Annotated in this window: 14 protein-coding genes; 12 read left to right on the top strand and 2 right to left on the bottom strand. The window is 54.9% G+C overall.

The genetic code is table 11. The features are described from left to right. Positions 1 to 57: 57 nt before the first annotated feature. The 8 genes from ACTQ1N_RS03295 (at position 58) to ACTQ1N_RS03260 (ending at position 9,409) form a co-directional block, all read left to right on the top strand. The gene (locus ACTQ1N_RS03295) at positions 58 to 558 is read left to right on the top strand and encodes a cob(I)yrinic acid a,c-diamide adenosyltransferase (RefSeq protein WP_441954604.1); all 501 of its coding nucleotides are present in this window, start codon (positions 58 to 60) and stop codon (positions 556 to 558) included. Between the two features lie 104 nt (positions 559 to 662). Next, on the top strand, positions 663 to 2,075 hold the full coding sequence (locus tag ACTQ1N_RS03290) for an aminopeptidase (protein ID WP_441954602.1): 1,413 nt from the start codon (positions 663 to 665) through the stop codon (positions 2,073 to 2,075). Between the two features lie 15 nt (positions 2,076 to 2,090). Beyond that, entirely contained in the window at positions 2,091 to 3,320 is a 1,230-nt protein-coding gene (gene pepT, locus ACTQ1N_RS03285; protein WP_441954600.1) for a peptidase T, read from the top strand. Between the two features lie 58 nt (positions 3,321 to 3,378). After that, positions 3,379 to 4,533 carry an alpha/beta hydrolase gene (locus ACTQ1N_RS03280; RefSeq protein ID WP_441954598.1) on the top strand — a complete coding sequence of 385 codons (1,155 nt, stop codon included), beginning with the start codon at positions 3,379 to 3,381 and terminating at the stop codon, positions 4,531 to 4,533. Then, positions 4,523 to 5,293: a YkgJ family cysteine cluster protein gene (locus ACTQ1N_RS03275; protein WP_441954596.1), complete on the top strand. Its 771-nt coding sequence runs from the start codon at positions 4,523 to 4,525 to the stop codon at positions 5,291 to 5,293. The genes ACTQ1N_RS03280 and ACTQ1N_RS03275 overlap by 11 nt, the downstream gene beginning before the upstream one ends. A gap of 197 nt (positions 5,294 to 5,490) precedes the next feature. After that, positions 5,491 to 5,979, top strand: a complete 489-nt coding sequence (locus tag ACTQ1N_RS03270; protein WP_441954594.1) for a GtrA family protein — start codon at positions 5,491 to 5,493, stop codon at positions 5,977 to 5,979. Between the two features lie 76 nt (positions 5,980 to 6,055). Continuing rightward, complete coding sequence (locus ACTQ1N_RS03265) at positions 6,056 to 6,970, top strand: glycosyltransferase family 2 protein (RefSeq protein ID WP_441954592.1); 915 nt, start codon at positions 6,056 to 6,058, stop codon at positions 6,968 to 6,970. A gap of 195 nt (positions 6,971 to 7,165) precedes the next feature. Further along, positions 7,166 to 9,409, top strand: coding sequence for an LTA synthase family protein (locus ACTQ1N_RS03260; RefSeq protein WP_441954590.1), 2,244 nt, complete (start codon positions 7,166 to 7,168; stop codon positions 9,407 to 9,409). Between the two features lie 64 nt (positions 9,410 to 9,473). Here ACTQ1N_RS03260 and ACTQ1N_RS03255 read toward each other — a convergent pair whose 3' ends face one another. Beyond that, a complete protein-coding gene (locus ACTQ1N_RS03255; RefSeq protein ID WP_441954588.1) occupies positions 9,474 to 10,562 on the bottom strand; it encodes a S1 RNA-binding domain-containing protein in 1,089 nt (362 codons plus the stop codon). A gap of 235 nt (positions 10,563 to 10,797) precedes the next feature. On the opposite strand from ACTQ1N_RS03255, the gene ACTQ1N_RS03250 reads away from it, so the two are divergent. The 3 genes from ACTQ1N_RS03250 to upp all read left to right on the top strand — a co-directional run bounded on the left by ACTQ1N_RS03250 (position 10,798) and on the right by upp (position 13,042). Further along, positions 10,798 to 11,844 (top strand): L-threonylcarbamoyladenylate synthase, encoded by a 1,047-nt coding sequence (locus ACTQ1N_RS03250; RefSeq protein ID WP_441954586.1) that lies wholly within the window; start codon positions 10,798 to 10,800, stop codon positions 11,842 to 11,844. A gap of 34 nt (positions 11,845 to 11,878) precedes the next feature. After that, on the top strand, positions 11,879 to 12,337 hold the full coding sequence (locus ACTQ1N_RS03245; protein ID WP_441954584.1) for an arsenate reductase/protein-tyrosine-phosphatase family protein: 459 nt from the start codon (positions 11,879 to 11,881) through the stop codon (positions 12,335 to 12,337). A 75-nt stretch (positions 12,338 to 12,412) separates the two neighbouring features. Further along, on the top strand, positions 12,413 to 13,042 hold the full coding sequence (upp, locus tag ACTQ1N_RS03240; RefSeq protein WP_441954582.1) for a uracil phosphoribosyltransferase: 630 nt from the start codon (positions 12,413 to 12,415) through the stop codon (positions 13,040 to 13,042). Positions 13,043 to 13,067: 25 nt separating this feature from the next. Here the strand turns inward: upp and proC are convergent, their stop codons facing one another. Then, a complete protein-coding gene (proC, locus tag ACTQ1N_RS03235) occupies positions 13,068 to 13,859 on the bottom strand; it encodes a pyrroline-5-carboxylate reductase (protein ID WP_441954580.1) in 792 nt (263 codons plus the stop codon). 262 nt (positions 13,860 to 14,121) lie between these two features. Here proC and ACTQ1N_RS03230 point away from each other — a divergent pair, with 262 nt between their 5' ends. Further along, positions 14,122 to 15,699: an NlpC/P60 family protein gene (locus ACTQ1N_RS03230; protein WP_441954578.1), complete on the top strand. Its 1,578-nt coding sequence runs from the start codon at positions 14,122 to 14,124 to the stop codon at positions 15,697 to 15,699. Positions 15,700 to 15,738 lie beyond the last annotated feature (39 nt).

The following is a 15,738-nucleotide window of genomic DNA, read 5'->3' as shown; positions in this document are numbered from 1 at the left end:
TCCGCAGGGGCACGGCGGCGGCCTGCCAGCAGGCCTGAATCGGAGAGGGTTTGAGGCATGGGAAAGAGTTATGTCCACATCTATTGTGGAGAGGGCAGCGGGAAATCTTCCGCTGCGATCGGACAGGCGGTCAAGGCGGCCTGCTCGGGAAGACGTGTGTTCGTGATCCAGTTCATGAAGGGAAAAGAGGCCGCAGGCCTGGATTTTTTGAAGAAACTGGAGCCGGAGATCAAGCTTTTTTCATTTGACAAGTTTGCAAAGCCGTTCAGCGAGCTCACGGAGCTGGAGAAGGACGAGGAACTGATCCATTTCCGGACGGGTTACAGCTTTGCAAAGAAGGTGGTTTCAACAGGGGAGTGCGATGTCCTGATCCTGGACGAGGTGCTGGGGCTGTTCAACATCGGCGCCCTCAAACAGGAGGATCTGACGGCCCTGCTGGATCAGGCACAGGATGGAATGGAGATTTATCTGACGGGGCAGACGAAAGTCGAGAGCATCTGGCCGTACGTGGATGAGGTCACGGAGGTCGTGACCGATTACAGAAATCCGCGGGACTGACAGACAGCGCAGGAAATTGTGGCGGATTCCGGACAATCGGTTCCAGAATCGAAGAACGGAACAGACCGCTGATACGATGGTTTGCATGACAGAAGGAGGAACAAATGGAACGGGAGAACAGATGGAAAACATATACAGCGCAGCAGCTTGAAAGCCTCAGCAGCCTCTGCGAGGATTATAAGGATACACTTTCCCGCTGCAAGACGGAGCGGGAGTTTGCCGCGGAGGCGGTTTCCCGAGCGGAGCGTGCAGGCTTCCGCGATCTCAGAAAGATTGTTGAAGAGGGTGAAACGCTGAAGGCAGGGGACAAGGTTTATGCGGTCTGGATGAAGAAGACGGTGGTCCTCTATGTAATAGGAAGAAAGCCGCTCGAGGACGGGATGAGAATCCTCGGAGCGCACATCGATTCGCCGAGGCTGGACCTCAAGCAGCACCCGCTCTACGAGGATACGGAGCTGGCATTTCTTGACACGCACTACTACGGCGGCATCAAGAAGTACCAGTGGACGACCATTCCGCTGGCGATTCACGGCGTCGTCGCGAAGAAGGACGGAAGCGTTGTGAAGGTGAATGTCGGGGAGGATGCGTCCGATCCTGTATTCTGTGTCAGCGACCTGCTGATCCATCTTTCAAAGGATCAGATGGGCAAGACCCTTGCGGAGGCCATCGAGGGCGAGAATCTGGATGTCCTGGTCGGATCGAAGCCGCTTGCTGAAGACAATAAGAAGGGCGATGCGGACGGCGGAAAGAAAGAGATGAAGGATCTGGTGAAGCAGCAGGTTCTCAATATCCTGAAGGACAAGTATGGGATGGAGGAGGAGGACTTCCTCTCTGCGGAGCTGGAGATTGTGCCGGCAGGCCCGGCGAGAGACCTTGGCCTTGACCGCAGCATGGTCGCAGCATACGGGCAGGACGACCGCGTCTGCGCCTTCACCTCGCTGGATGCGATTCTGCGCAGCGAGAACCCGGAGTATACAAGCTGCTGCCTGCTGACGGATAAGGAGGAAATCGGTTCCGTCGGCGCAACAGGCGCACACTCTCACTTCTTCGAGAATGCAACAGCAGAGCTGATGGACAGATGCGGACAGTACAGCGAGCTGAAGCTCCGCAGATGCCTTTCTGCCTGCAGGATGCTTTCAAGTGATGTCTCCGCAGCATATGATCCGCTCTACGGTTCGGCCTATGAGAAGAAGAATTCCGCCTACTTCGGCAAGGGGATTGTGTACAACAAGTATACAGGGGCGCGCGGAAAGTCCGGCTCCAACGATGCCAATGCCGAGTACTTCGCCTGGGTGCGCAAGGTCATGGATGATGCGGATGTCGCGTTCCAGACAGCAGAGCTTGGCAAAGTGGATGTGGGCGGCGGCGGAACCATCGCCTATATTTCCGCGGCATACGCGATGAACGTGGTCGATGCCGGGGTCGCTGTGCTCAACATGCACGCACCGATGGAGGTCACGAGCAAGGCGGATATCTTTGAGGCGAGAAATGCATACATGGCATTCCTGAAGGCCTGAGAAGAGGAGTGGCAGATGAGAGCATATGAGAGACTGCTCCGGTACGCGAGGGTCTGGACAACAAGCGATCCGGAGAATGAAGCCTGCTCGCCGAGTGCGGAGCGGGAGCTGGATCTGGCCAGAATCCTGGTGGAAGAGATGAAGCGTCTTGGCATCGGGGATGCCGGCCTTGATGAGAATGGCTACGTGACCGGCCATATTCCGGCGACACCCGGACTGGAGAACCGGACAAAGCTGGGGTTCATCGCACACATGGATACCGCGCCGGACGCTTCCGGGAAGGATGTCAGGCCGCAGATTCATGAACACTATGATGGAAAGGCGGTTGCGCTCGGGGACGGAAAGGTGCTGGATCCGGCGGACTTCCCGGAGCTGACGCAGATGAAGGGGAAGACCCTGATTACGACCGACGGGACGACCCTGCTCGGGGCGGACGACAAGGCCGGGATCGCAGAGATTCTGACATTGGTTGAAACGCTGAGAGACCAGAAGCTTCCGCACGGGCCGCTCTCGATTGCATTTACGCCGGATGAGGAGATTGGCTCAGAGGCGCATCTGTTCAATCTGAAGCAGTTCGGCGCAGACTATGCCTACACGGTGGATGGCGGGGCGACCTCCGAGATCACCTATGAAAACTTCAACGCGGCAGGCGCACAGTTCGAGATCCGCGGGGTTTCTGTCCACACTGGAAGCGCAAAGGACCTGATGATCAATGCCGGTCTTGTCGCCTGCGAGATCAACGCGATGCTTCCGGCAGCGGATATCCCGCGTCTGACGGAAGGACGGGAAGGGTTCTTCCATCTGGAGAGCATCAGCGGGACGGTGGAGAAGGCAGAGGTGTCCTACCTGGTGAGAGACCACAGCGAAGGGCATTTCCAGGCAAGGCTGGATCTTCTTCGGCATATCGAAAAAACGATCAATGAGAAGTACGGGGAGGGAACCGTAAAGCTCACCATAAAGCAGCAGTACCGGAACATGGAAGAGAAGATCCGGCCCTGCATGCACCTGGTCGAGAACGCAAAAAAGGCAATTTCAGCACTTGGAATCACCCCGGACAGCGCCCCTGTGCGCGGCGGGACGGATGGTGCAGCGCTTTCCTTCCGCGGGCTTCCCTGCCCGAATCTCGGGACGGGCGGCTATGGCTTCCATGGCCCGTTTGAGCACATCACGGCCGAGGACATGGATGACGAGGTGAAGATCCTGACCGGCATCGTGGCCTCTTATGCGGAACCGCAGGAAGGCTGACTGATTCGACTGTCAGGGAAAACAGCATGGACTGTCTGCGCAGACGAAGGAGATGGACATGAAGAGATCGAATCATCCCGGACAGAAAACAGGACTCAGGAGCAGGAAGCAAATTCGGTGCGGCCTGCTCCTGGGTCTTTTTGGCGTGGCGGTCCTGCTGCTGTTTCTAAGAAGGAAGAGCTTCCTCCATGCTCAGGCGCCGAAGGCGGCAGCCCGCCGCAGTGTCAGATCCACTTTGATGGTCAGAACACAGTCTGATCAGGAAGATGGCGGCCTTACGAAGGTGGGGCTGTCGATGGACGAGGTGCCGGCGGCTTATACCTATGAGCCTGCGGAAAGCGGTACAATCGAAAAATTCTGGTACACGACAAACACGTATGGCCTTTACGGAAGGGAAGAGAAGGAGATCCGAAAGTACGCGGAGGTCTATCTCCCGTATGGATATGACCCCTCGGAAAGATACCCGATTTTTTACCTCATGCATGGGGCGGGCGGAAGTGCTGAGCGGTTTTTCGGTTCCCCGCTCCAGCCGAAGGAGCTCAAATATGTTGTCGACAACATGATTGCCCTCGGAGAGATCAAGCCGATGATCTTTGTAGGACTGACCTACTATCCGAAGCAGGGACAGAAACGGGAGGCTGACTGGGACGCGGAATATACCAAAGGGTTTGTGGACGAGCTGCGCCGGGACGTGCTTCCTCAGGTGGAAAGCCACTACAGCACCTGTGCGGAGACGGCCGATGAGGCCGGTCTGAGGGCATCCAGGTGGCAGAGAGCCTTCGGCGGTTTTTTGATGGGAAGCGTCACCACGTACTACCGTCTCTGCGACTGCTTGGACTATTTTCACTCATTTCTGGGAATGAGCGGTTCCCTGTACTGGGGACCGGACGCGCAGGAGAGCGGAACGATGGCCGATTTCGGCGCCAGGTACATCATGGACGCGGTCGCTGCCCAGGGATACACGAAGGATGATTTCTTCTTGTATTCCTGCGTCGGGTCGAAGGATTTCGCACTGGGCGTCGTGGAGGCGCAGGTGCGGGATGAGAAGAATCATCCGGAATTCTTTTCTTTCGGGGATGGCGGGACGGCCGCCAACGTTGTTTTTGAAATCGGGGAAGGAGAGGTGCACCACGGAAGTCACGGGACAACCCGGTACCTGTACAATGCGCTTCCGATTTTCTCAAAGTTGATGGAGGTGCCGGATGAGACGTGAACAGTCGATCGAGGAGATTTCGGATGGAAGGCGGTACAGGGCGGATGATCTGGTGAAGATCGGGACAAATGGCTGTCTGGGCTGTTGTGACTGCTGCCGGATGGACGCGCTGATCGTGCTGGATCCATGGGACATCTATCAGCTGAAGAAGGCTGCAGGCTGCGGCCTGGAGAAGCTGCTGAACGTGACAGTCAGGCTTGAGGTGATCGACGGGCTGATTCAGCCGGTGCTGGCCATGGCAGGAGGCGTATGTCCCTATCTGGGGGCGGATGGGAGATGTGAGATCCACACGTACCGCCCGGGAATCTGCAGGCTTTATCCGCTCGGGCGCTGCTGGGAGGACGGAGATTTTTCCTACATCCTGCAGACCGGAGAGTGTACACACTGTACCGGCAGCAAGGTGAAGGTGAAAAAATGGCTGGGCATTCCCGATCTTTCGCGATACGAGGCATACTGCAGAACCTGGCACGCCTTCCTGAAGGCCGCGCAGGCGTGCTGCGGAACCGGGGAAGGAAGCATGGGAACAGCACAGATGCAGGGGACAGCTGCCAGAAGCACATGCGCCGCGCAGACGCAAGGGACTGCTTCAGGGTACACGGATGCTGTGCAGGATCGTCTGCGGAAAATTGTCTGCATGCAGATACTGGAAAAGTGCTATCTGGCCGGTTTTGACACAGAGAAGGATTTCTACCCGCAGTTTGAGGAGCAGCTTCAGGCGGCTTGCCGTTCCCTTGGGATCGGCAGCGTTCAGGGACTGTAATCAGGCCGCCGGCAGGGGTGATCCTGTGGTATAGTCTCTGAAGCTGCAGTCAGACTGGGATATGGGGGGAACCATCAACTGGCCGGTATGTGTGAGATGAAAAACCCAGGAAAACCGGTAAGAGAAAGAGAGCCGCACAGGGCAGATGCAGATGGAGAAAAGCGAAAGACGCGGAAGACGATAAGAGGGCAGGAGAGATGGAGGAAGAGAAGAAGACAGCGCCTGATAACGGGTGCAGCAAAGGCTCAGGCAGGATGGATCTCGGAGAGATCATCCGTTACCTTGTGATGGGCGGACTCACGACGGTTGTGAGCTGGGGGACCTATGCTCTGTTCGCCAGAAACCTTGGGATGGGCATCACGGTTTCAAACATACTGTCGTGGGTCTGCGCGGTCATTTTCGCCTACCTGACCAATAAAGTCTGGGTTTTTCATTCCTGCAGCTGGAAAATCGGGTTCGTCCTTCGGGAAGTTGCCCTCTTTTTTTCGGCAAGGCTTGCGACCGGCGTCATTGAGATGGCCGGTGTCCCGCTTCTGGTGAAAGCCGGACTGAATCAGAAGCTGTTCGGGGTCAAGGGGATGCTCGCCAAGGTGGCCGTCAGTGTTCTGGTCGTGATCCTGAACTATGTGTTCTCGAAGCTGATTATTTTCCGGAAGAAGGAAAAGCAGGCAGAACGAAGTGCCTGACAGGCGGGGGCTGGTACATGATATGAAAACAACACTGGGAGACAAAACAGAGAACGGATCAGCAGGAGGAGCGGCCATGCCATCGTTATCGGTGATTCTGCCGGCCTACAATGAGGAAGCGATGCTTCCGAAGACAGCAAAGGTTCTGGCGCAGGTATTGGAGAGTGAAAACATTGACTATGAGCTTGTCTTTGTGGACGATGGCTCGGGGGACTTGACCTGGAGTGAGATTCTGACCGCCCATCAGGCAAATGAACGGGTACACGGTGTCCACTTCTCGAGGAACTTCGGCAAGGAAGCGGCAATCTTCGCGGGACTTGCAGCCGCAAAGGGAGACTGTGCGGCTGTGATGGACTGTGACCTGCAGCATCCGCCGCAGACCCTGATTCAGATGTACAGGCTCTGGGAACAGGGCTACGAGGTCATCGAGGGGGTCAAGAAGAGCCGCGGGAAGGAGAGCGGCGCGCACAGGGCAGCGGCAGGAATGTTTTACAGCCTGATGTCAAGAGCGACAAAGATCGATATGTCACGCGCCTCTGACTTCAAGCTGCTCGACAGAAGAGCGGTGAACACGCTGCTTGACATGCCGGAGCAGAATGCCTTCTTCCGGGCGATGAGTGCCTGGATCGGATTCCGGCAGACACAGGTGGAGTTCGATGTCCAGGAGCGGGAAGCCGGTGTTTCAAAATGGTCGACCCGGAAGCTGATCCACTACGCGATCAGCAACATCGCCGGCTATTCAACGGCCCCGATGCAGTGTGTGACCTGGACGGGTGTGGCATTTCTGGCCTTTGCAGTCATCCTGGGGATCCAGACACTTATCCGTTATTTCACCGGACACGCAGTGGAAGGCTTCACGACAGTGATCCTCCTGGTGCTTCTGACGGGAAGCATCATCATGATTTCGCTCGGGGTGATCGGGTATTATGTTGCCAGAATCTACGAGGAGGCAAAGCGGAGACCGCGCTATATCGTATCCCGGACGATTTGATTTTATGATAATTTTCATAGAAAGTTCATTGTTATCCCGCTTTTTAGCTGTTATAATACTCGGCGCATGCGGCAGGACTTTATCAGTCAGGGAGCCGGGGGCAGATAGCCGTCAGAAGTCACGATCGTTACATGAACCGATCATCCTGACTTCAGCAGGCAGAATGGCCAGGCAGCATAGAAAAGGCAGATGCGGATGAGTGAGGAGAAGGATTTGAAGGGACAAGAGGAGAACCGGGAAACGAATGCCGGGTTTGAATCAAAAGGACAGGGGATGCCCGGGACAGCCGGTAAGAGTGAGCAGGCAGCCAGGCGATCAGCCGACTCGAAACAGGCAGGCGTGGAGAATGAACCTGCGGCATCGACGGGCGGACCGCTGATCCGGGAGAAAGCGAGATGGAGAGTCATCCGTTTCCTGCTGTATTTCCTGATGATGTTTATGATGATTGCCGGGCTGTCGGCAAAGTGGGTCACCGATGAGTGGGGAGATCTGTCGCTGGATGAGGTGATGTTTACGATCACCCAGCCGCTGAAGGGAACAGACTCCGGGATCATCTGGGGATACATCGGATACTGTGTTGTGGGGCCGGTCATTCTTCTGGCTGTACTGATTGCGGTCTATCATCTCTTCCTGATGCCCAAGCAGCCGCCGAAGGCGAAAAAGCAGAAGGATAAAAACGGAAAGACAATCCGCGCGGCAGCGGAGCTTTCACCGGAGAAGGAAGAGGCAATCCGGAAGGATTATGCGAAAAAAAATACGAAGGCCAGACGGCTGATCAGAAGGTTCCTCCTTCCGGCAGTCACGGTCGCCGCAGTCGTCTTCGGGAGTATCCAGATCAGCAGAATCTGGAGCAAGCTGGGAATCGGACAGCGGATTGCCTCCATGGGAGAAAAATCCACTTACATCGAGGACAATTATGTCGATCCGGCGACGACAACCCTGACGTTCCCGGAGAAGAAAAGAAATCTGATCTACATCTTTCTGGAATCGATGGAGATGTCCTACTCTGACAAGGACAGCGGAGGTCTCTTCGATGAAAGCCTGATTCCGGAGCTGACAGAGCTTGCGAAGGATACCGATAATGTTGATTTCGCCGGGAAGGATCAGTCGACAAAGCTGGACGGCGGCAATGCGCTCAAGTACAGCACATGGACGATGGCAGGCATGTGGGCCGCGACAAGCGGACTTCCGCTGAAGATCCCGATTGAGATCAACGGTGTCGGAACAAACTTCATGAACACGCAGGATTCGTTCTTCCCGAACCTGACCTGCCTGGGCGATATTCTCTCGAAAGAGGGGTACACCATGGAGATGATGTTCGGCTCCGATGCGACATTCGGCGGGCGGCGTCTCTGCTTCTCGGAACATGGCAATTTCAACTTTGATGACTGGAAACTGTACACGACAAACGGCACCCTGCCTTCCGACTACAAGGTCTGGTGGGGGTTTGAGGATACGAAGCTCTTTGAGTATGCGAAGAACAAGCTGACGGAGCTCGGAAGTTCCGGAAAGCCGTTTGACTTCACGATGCTGACCGTCGATACGCATTATCCGGACGGATACAAGGATACCGGGTATGAGGAAGTCTTCCCGGATCAGTACAAGAATGTGATCCACCTCTCGGACAAGCAGGTTGTGGAATTTGTGAAGTGGATCCAGCAGCAGGACTGGTATGACAACACGACGGTTATCATCTCCGGCGATCATCCGACGATGAACAAGGAGATCTGCGCTGGAGCATCCTACGATTACAGGAGAAAGGTTTATACCTGCTATCTCAACTCTGCTGTCAAGCCGGTGCGTGATGACTACAGGGAGTTTGCAACGATCGACAACTTCCCGACAACGCTGGCAGCGCTCGGAGTCAAGATCGACGGAGACCGCCTTGGAATGGGAACCAATCTGTTCTCCGACAAGGATACGCTGATTGAGAAGGACGGGCTGGACTATGTGAACACCGAGCTCATGAAGAGCTCTGACTGGATGGATGAGCAGTCGAACCTGAAGAAGGTCACGGCGGATATTCACTATGGTGAGTATGATCCGAAGACCTCGACGATCACCTACACGATCGATAATGTCACCTCCGACAAGGTGGAGGGCTTCAGGGCGTCGCTTCATATGTACGGGTACACGGTGAACGGTTCCGATTATGTTTCCTGGACGGATTCAACGGAGATCAAGCCGGGTGTCTTCCAGATTGTGATCAAGATTCCGACCGAACAGGCCTTTGACGGGCGGATTAAGATCCAGCCGCACTGTATGATCGACGGTGTGCGGGGCATCCACATCGACACGCATTACTACCACCTGAAGTACGATGCAGGAGGAGGAAATGCAGAATCGTATCAGTGTGACAAGTACGGCGCGGAGCTGAAGCCGGATGCCTGGTACAAGAGGGCCTTTGACTGGGTGAAGGGCCTGTTCAGCAAAAATTAAGCAAAGAAAAAACACGGGATTCCGATGAGAGGATCCCGTGTTTTTTTTGTGAAAGCTGCCGGCTTCAGAGACGGATATTTTTCAGCAGAGCACCGAGTCCGGTTCCGATCTCCTCGCTCTTCGGAAGGTCATAGTGCTCTTCCTTTGTGTCTGCCTGCGGATCTCCCTCATCCTCGAGCGCCTTCATACTCAGGGAAACACGGCCATCCGCAACTTTTGTGATCTTGACACGGACCTTTTGCCCGACCTTCAGAACATCTGCCGGCGATTTGATCCGTTTCTGGCTGATCTGGGAGACATGCAGCAGCCCTGTCACGCCTTCTCCGATATCGACAAAAGCACCAAAGTCCTTCAGGGATTCGACGGTTCCTTCTGTGATGGTGCCCGGCTTTACGAGGGCAATGTGTGCCCGCCGCTCTTCCTCGCGCTTCTCATGGAGAATGTCCTTTGCGGAGAGGACAAGATGATTGCCGCCCTCATCCGCTGTGATGACACGGACTTCGATCTCCTTTCCGATCCACCCCGGGAGCTCGTCATCGGACACATAGCCCAGGCTGAGCTTGGATGCCGGGATAAATGCGCGGATGCCGTCCAGGTAGGCGATCGCACCGGCTTTTGTCACGCCGGAGATCTTCACACGGACATTCTCCTTTGAAGCCAGCAGGTTTCTGGCGCGGTCCCAGGCCGCGAGACTGGCTGCCTTTTTCAGAGAAAGGCCGACATGACCATGATCATCCCGGCGGATGACCGTCGCCTGCAATTTCTGACCGACGCTGATATGTTCACGGATGGAATATGAAGGATCGTCGCTGACGTCTTCTTTCCGGATGATGCCGTCCGTATAGGAAGCAATGTCAACCGTGACCTTGTCGTCGTCCACACCGACAACCTCACAGTCCAGCGTATCGCCTTCGCGGATCGGACGGAAGGAAGCATTCAGTTCTGCTTCTACGTCTGCCATTGTCTGCGGCTCGTCCGCCTGCGCCCCGGGTGTCTGCGTGCCGGATTCTTTGCTCACCGCCTGATGCTCATCTGTCTGCGGCTCTGAAGCCTGCGGTGCGTCAGCATTCACACTGACGGCCTGCGGCGATGCCGCAGCTGTCTGGCCTGCCTCATTTTCTGACAGTGCCTCCGATTTGATTTCATCTGCCATAGTCGTACCCTCCCAAAGCATTGTGCGCAGGGGAAAGCTGCGCGCGGTTTTCCAACAGTATAACACAATACATGTACAAAACATATGGATGATTTGAGCAATTTGCACAGCCGCTCTGCATATTTCGCAAGAACTTAGAGCGGCGAAGGCAGAACCGTTCAGACGGTTCACACGGTCTTAAAGCGGTGCTATAATGAAACCCGGCTGGCGGGTGCAGCTGACAGAAGGGACAGATATGAAAACCATATATGCAGACATGACAGCGGGAATCGACCGGAAACTGATGCAGAAGGCTGGCGATATCCTATTATCGGGCGGTCTGGTTGCATTTCCAACCGAGACAGTCTATGGCCTTGGAGGGAATGCGCTTGATGCGGAGGCCTCCAGGAAGATATATGCGGCGAAGGGAAGACCTTCAGACAATCCGCTGATCGTTCATATTGCGGAGTTTGATGCACTTGAGCGGATTGTCACGGACGTTCCTCAGGAGGCGAAAGATCTGGCGGACGCGTTCTGGCCGGGACCGATGACGATGATTCTCAACAAGAATGATCGTGTTCCGGCTTCAACAACGGGCGGTCTTGGAACCGTGGCAATCCGGATGCCGGATAATGAGATCGCGGCGGCGATGATCCGGGCAGGCGGCGGCTATATTGCAGCGCCGTCCGCCAATACGTCCGGAAGGCCGAGTCCGACGACGGCACAGCATGTGAAGGATGATCTGGACGGCAAGATTGATATGATCATCGATGGCGGACCGGTGGGAATCGGAGTTGAGTCGACGATTATTGATCTGACAGAAAAAATTCCGATGATCCTCAGACCCGGATACATCAACATGGAGATGCTCCGGGACGTGCTGGGAGAAGTCCGGATGGATCCGGGCCTTCATTTCAATGACCCGAATTTTCATCCGAAGGCACCTGGCATGAAATATCGCCACTACGCGCCGAAGGCGCCGCTCACAATTGTGGAGGGGCCGCAGGACAGAGTTGTGGAGGAGATCCGGTCTCTGACTGCCCGGAAGGAAGCCGCAGGAGGAAAGGTTGGCATCATCGCGACGGATGAGTCTGCGGCGGCCTATGACAGAGGAATCGTCAAGTCCATCGGGACAAGGACGGAAGAGATCACCATATCCATGCATCTGTACGGAATCCTTCGGGATTTCGATGACCTGGGTGTGGATGTGATCTATTCGGAAGCCTTCGATACGCCGAGAATGGGGCAGGCGATCATGAATCGTCTGATCAAGGCGGCAGGCCACCAGGTCATCAAGGTCTGACGGGCAGAGAGACCTCTCTGCCGGAGGTAGGGATGTGAAACACTATGATAAACTGATCTTCGTGAGTGAGAGTGATACGATCACAAGTCCGATGGCGGAGGCGATCCTTTCCAGACATTTTCTGCTGGAGGATATTCTGATTCTTTCAAAAGGACTCGTGGTGCTCTTTCCGGAGCCGATTAATCCGAAAGCGGAGGCTGTCCTGGTCGCCCAGGGGCTGACGATGAAAGATCATATGAGTGATCCGCTCGATGAGGCAGATTTTGACGACAGGACACTGATCCTGACGATCACGGGTGCTGAGAAGGAGCGGCTGCTGAGGGACTTTGCCAACCCGATCAACGTGTTCTCCCTGAGTGAGTACATCCGAGGAGAGGGAGAGGTGCATGATCCGTACGGAGGGACGCTTGGCGATTATGGGCAGTGCTTCCGGGAGCTGAATGCGCAGATTGAGCGGCTGGCCGGTATTCTTCAGCAGGAGGAGCTGAACTGAGAAGAGAGGCAGGTAGGAAGCTGCAGCGATGCGGCATGAGAATGGCGGCGAAAGCTGCCCATAAAGGAGGACAGAATGTCGAAAGTTACGGTATGTGATCATCCACTGATCCAGCATAAGCTTGGTGTGATTCGCAACAAGAACTGCGGGACAAAGGATTTCCGGACAATCGTATCTGAGATCGCCGGACTGATGTGCTATGAAGCGACAAGAGATCTGAAACTGGAAGATGTGGAGATTGAGACTCCGATCACGAAGATGACCGCAAAGCAGCTTTCCGGCCGCAAGATGGCAGTGGTGCCGATTCTCAGAGCCGGGCTGGGTATGGTCGAGGGAATGCTGACGATGATTCCGGCTGCGAAGGTTGGCCATATCGGGCTGTACCGTGACCCGAAGACACTGGAACCGGTCGAATATTACTGCAAACTCCCGGCGGACTGCGGAAAGAGGGAGGTATTCGTCGTTGATCCGATGCTGGCAACGGGCGGAAGTGCGTGCGCGGCGCTTTCGATGCTGAAGAAGCACGGCTGCAAGCACATCCGCCTTCTGGATATCATTGCGGCTCCGGAGGGAATCGCAAGAGTCCAGAGGGAACATCCGGATGTGGATATCTACGTCTGCGCGATTGATGAGAAACTGAACGACCACGGCTATATCATTCCGGGACTCGGCGACGCAGGAGACCGGATCTTTGGAACAAAGTAAAGAATGAAGGATCACCCGGGCGGTTTTACATCGCCCGGGCTTTTCGCACGCAGGCCTTCTCTGCCTCAATCAGGGCGGACCGAAGGCCTTTTTCTTCCAGGACGCGGACAGCCTCCATCGTTGTTCCGCCCGGGGAGCAGACCATATCCTTCAGCTCGCCGGGATGCTTTCCTGTCTCCAGAACCATTTTCGCGGAACCCAGGACGGCCTGCGCGGCAAACTTGTATGCCTTGTTCCGCGGCATTCCATCTGCAACGGCACCATCCGCCATTGCTTCAATTGCCAGAAAGATGTAGGCCGGGCTGGATCCGGAGACGGCGGTTGCGACATCGATCAGGTTTTCCGGAATCACTTCTGCCTGACCAAAGCTGGTGAGCAGTGCCAGGACGGAGTCAAGCTCCTCATCTGTGACTGAATGGTTCGGGCAGACAGCCGTCATGCCTTCGCCGACCATCGCGGGGGTGTTGGGCATGGTCCGGATAATCTTCCGGTCTTTTCCAAAGAGGGATCCGAGCCATTCGAGTGTCTTGCCAGGCGCCAGCGTCACGATCAGCGCTTCTTTTTTGACATGGTCACGGATCGAAAGGATGACATCCTCATAGAACTGAGGCTTGACAGCGAGAAAGAGGACATCGGAGAACGATGCTGTCTCCTCATTGGTCCCACATGCAAGGTGCAGCTCGTCTGTTATTTTTTTCTGTGTCCTCGCTGTCTTTGCGGAGGCCATCAGATCTGCCTCGGATGCGAGACCGCTTTTCAGAATCCCGCGAATCATTGCTGTTGCCATGTTTCCGCAGCCGATAAAACCAATTTTCATCACAAAGCCCTCCCGGTATTACTCAGATTGACATCTCATCATCCACTGCTTTGGTGCTGCCGGCAGATGAAACGGCAAAAGCACCGCTCACGCTGTTTCCCGACATCATACCACACAAGCCCGTCTATTGACATACAGATCGAAAATGTGTAATATTCAAATAAATGTAACAAAATTGTAATGAATAAAGGGAAGCTTTTCGAATGGTTTGTTACAAGTGTTACGGAAAAAGAGCAGTTACTGCGAGAACTGAGGGAGCGGAATGAAGAGATTGGGCAAACGCATTGCGGCATTTCTGCTGCTTTTGATGATGCTGATGACATCAGCACCGATAGCCGTGCAGGCAGGCTTCGTGAATACTCCCGATGGTGTAAAGTATGTGACAAAAGCAGGGACAACGGTGACAGGCCTGAAGAAAATCGGCCGGAGGGTTTACCTGTTCGATCAAAATGGCCTCATGCTCCGGGGCATTCAGAGGGTGGGAACGAAGGTATACTTCTTCGACCTGAACACAGGAGCACGCCGCTATGGCTGGATCAGCTACGCCGGTGCAAAGTATTATGCGCACAAGAAGACCGGTGCGTTATATATCAATAAAAAGAAGGGCAAGTACTATTTCGGGCCGGACGGTGCTCTGATCAAGGGCGGCGCAGCAGCGGCAGCCGTTGGCTGGTATCATATCGGACGCAAGACCTATTACAACAATGAACAGCATCAAAAGCTGACAGGATTGCAGGAGATCGGCTCAAGACTGTACTATTTCAACAGCAGGGGTGTGCTTCAGAAGAGCAGACTGATCAGCCTGAATGGTGCACAGTACTATGCAGGAAAAAAGGGTTATCTTCTGAAAAACTGTTTTGTAAAGCTGAAGGGGAAGAAGTATTACGCTCAGGCAGACGGGAGCTTTGCGAAAGGGCTCGTCGGAATCGGTGCTTCCACCTATTATTTCCGTCCGAACGGGCAGATGTACACCTCCGCGAGGCTGTTTTCTTACCTGGGGAGCCGTTATTATGTTTATAGGACCGGCCGGGTTGCGGTAAACCGCTGGGTAAAGTACAAGAAGCACTATTACTGGTGTGACGCAGACGGCAGAATCGCGACGAACCGCTTTATCGGAGACTACTATGTCGGTGCGGACGGGATCAGAACCAAGGCACAAAAGCCGTCTTCCGGTGTTGTGGTACAGAACGGCCGAACCTATCTTTTCGGCGCAGGCGGGAGCCCGCTTACCAATCAGTGGCTGTCGACATCTGACGGAAAGCGTTATTATGCGGGAGGCGATGGCGGGGCTCTGACAGGTCTTCAGATCATCGGCGGATATAAATTTTATTTCGATGCGCAGGGCGTGCTTCAGACAGATTCCGTTGTGTTTGCCGCGGGAAGCTGCTACTACACGGATCCGTCCGACGGACACATCGTGTCAGAATCGGCAGTGAGCGGAAACGCGATTGTCCGGTTTGCACAGCAGTTTATCGGAAACAGGTATGTCTATGGCGGGACAAGCCTGACAAATGGAACGGACTGCTCCGGGTTTACACAGGCTGTGATGGCACACTTCGGGGTGCGGATCATGAGAGTGGCTGTCGATCAGATGAACGGAGCGAGCGGGTACTATTCAACGATCGGCTATGCTGCAGGTATGAAGGTTTCCGATGCAAACCTTCAGCCTGGAGATCTTGTTTTCTACGGATCGGGTTCTTACGCGAGCCATGTTGCCATCTATATCGGGAACAACCAGGTTGTCCATGCTGCCAATTCCAGGCTGGGCATCATCATTTCGTCGGTTGACTATGTCGGTGGAAGGCTGCATAATCAGAACCGAAGGTACTGGGCTGGTTAAACAGCAGCGATAGAAAACGAAACGAATGATTCAGTGATA

Source organism: Porcincola sp. LCP21S3_C12 (assembly GCF_052118625.1).
GTDB lineage: Bacteria > Bacillota > Clostridia > Lachnospirales > Lachnospiraceae > Porcincola.
This window is presented reverse-complemented; position numbering and strand designations above follow the sequence as displayed.

Excerpts from the sequence above, each read along its gene's own strand:
- ACTQ1N_RS03295 (WP_441954604.1), top strand. The coding sequence starts at position 58 with ATGGGAAAGAGTTATGTCCACATCTATTGTGGAGAGGGCAGCGGGAAA.
- ACTQ1N_RS03290 (WP_441954602.1), top strand. The coding sequence starts at position 663 with ATGGAACGGGAGAACAGATGGAAAACATATACAGCGCAGCAGCTTGAA.
- pepT (WP_441954600.1), top strand. The coding sequence starts at position 2,091 with ATGAGAGCATATGAGAGACTGCTCCGGTACGCGAGGGTCTGGACAACA.
- ACTQ1N_RS03280 (WP_441954598.1), top strand. The coding sequence starts at position 3,379 with ATGAAGAGATCGAATCATCCCGGACAGAAAACAGGACTCAGGAGCAGG.
- ACTQ1N_RS03275 (WP_441954596.1), top strand. The coding sequence starts at position 4,523 with ATGAGACGTGAACAGTCGATCGAGGAGATTTCGGATGGAAGGCGGTAC.
- ACTQ1N_RS03270 (WP_441954594.1), top strand. The coding sequence starts at position 5,491 with ATGGAGGAAGAGAAGAAGACAGCGCCTGATAACGGGTGCAGCAAAGGC.
- ACTQ1N_RS03265 (WP_441954592.1), top strand. The coding sequence starts at position 6,056 with ATGCCATCGTTATCGGTGATTCTGCCGGCCTACAATGAGGAAGCGATG.
- ACTQ1N_RS03260 (WP_441954590.1), top strand. The coding sequence starts at position 7,166 with ATGAGTGAGGAGAAGGATTTGAAGGGACAAGAGGAGAACCGGGAAACG.
- ACTQ1N_RS03255 (WP_441954588.1), bottom strand. The coding sequence starts at position 10,562 with ATGGCAGATGAAATCAAATCGGAGGCACTGTCAGAAAATGAGGCAGGC.
- ACTQ1N_RS03250 (WP_441954586.1), top strand. The coding sequence starts at position 10,798 with ATGAAAACCATATATGCAGACATGACAGCGGGAATCGACCGGAAACTG.
- upp (WP_441954582.1), top strand. The coding sequence starts at position 12,413 with ATGTCGAAAGTTACGGTATGTGATCATCCACTGATCCAGCATAAGCTT.
- proC (WP_441954580.1), bottom strand. The coding sequence starts at position 13,859 with ATGAAAATTGGTTTTATCGGCTGCGGAAACATGGCAACAGCAATGATT.
- ACTQ1N_RS03230 (WP_441954578.1), top strand. The coding sequence starts at position 14,122 with ATGAAGAGATTGGGCAAACGCATTGCGGCATTTCTGCTGCTTTTGATG.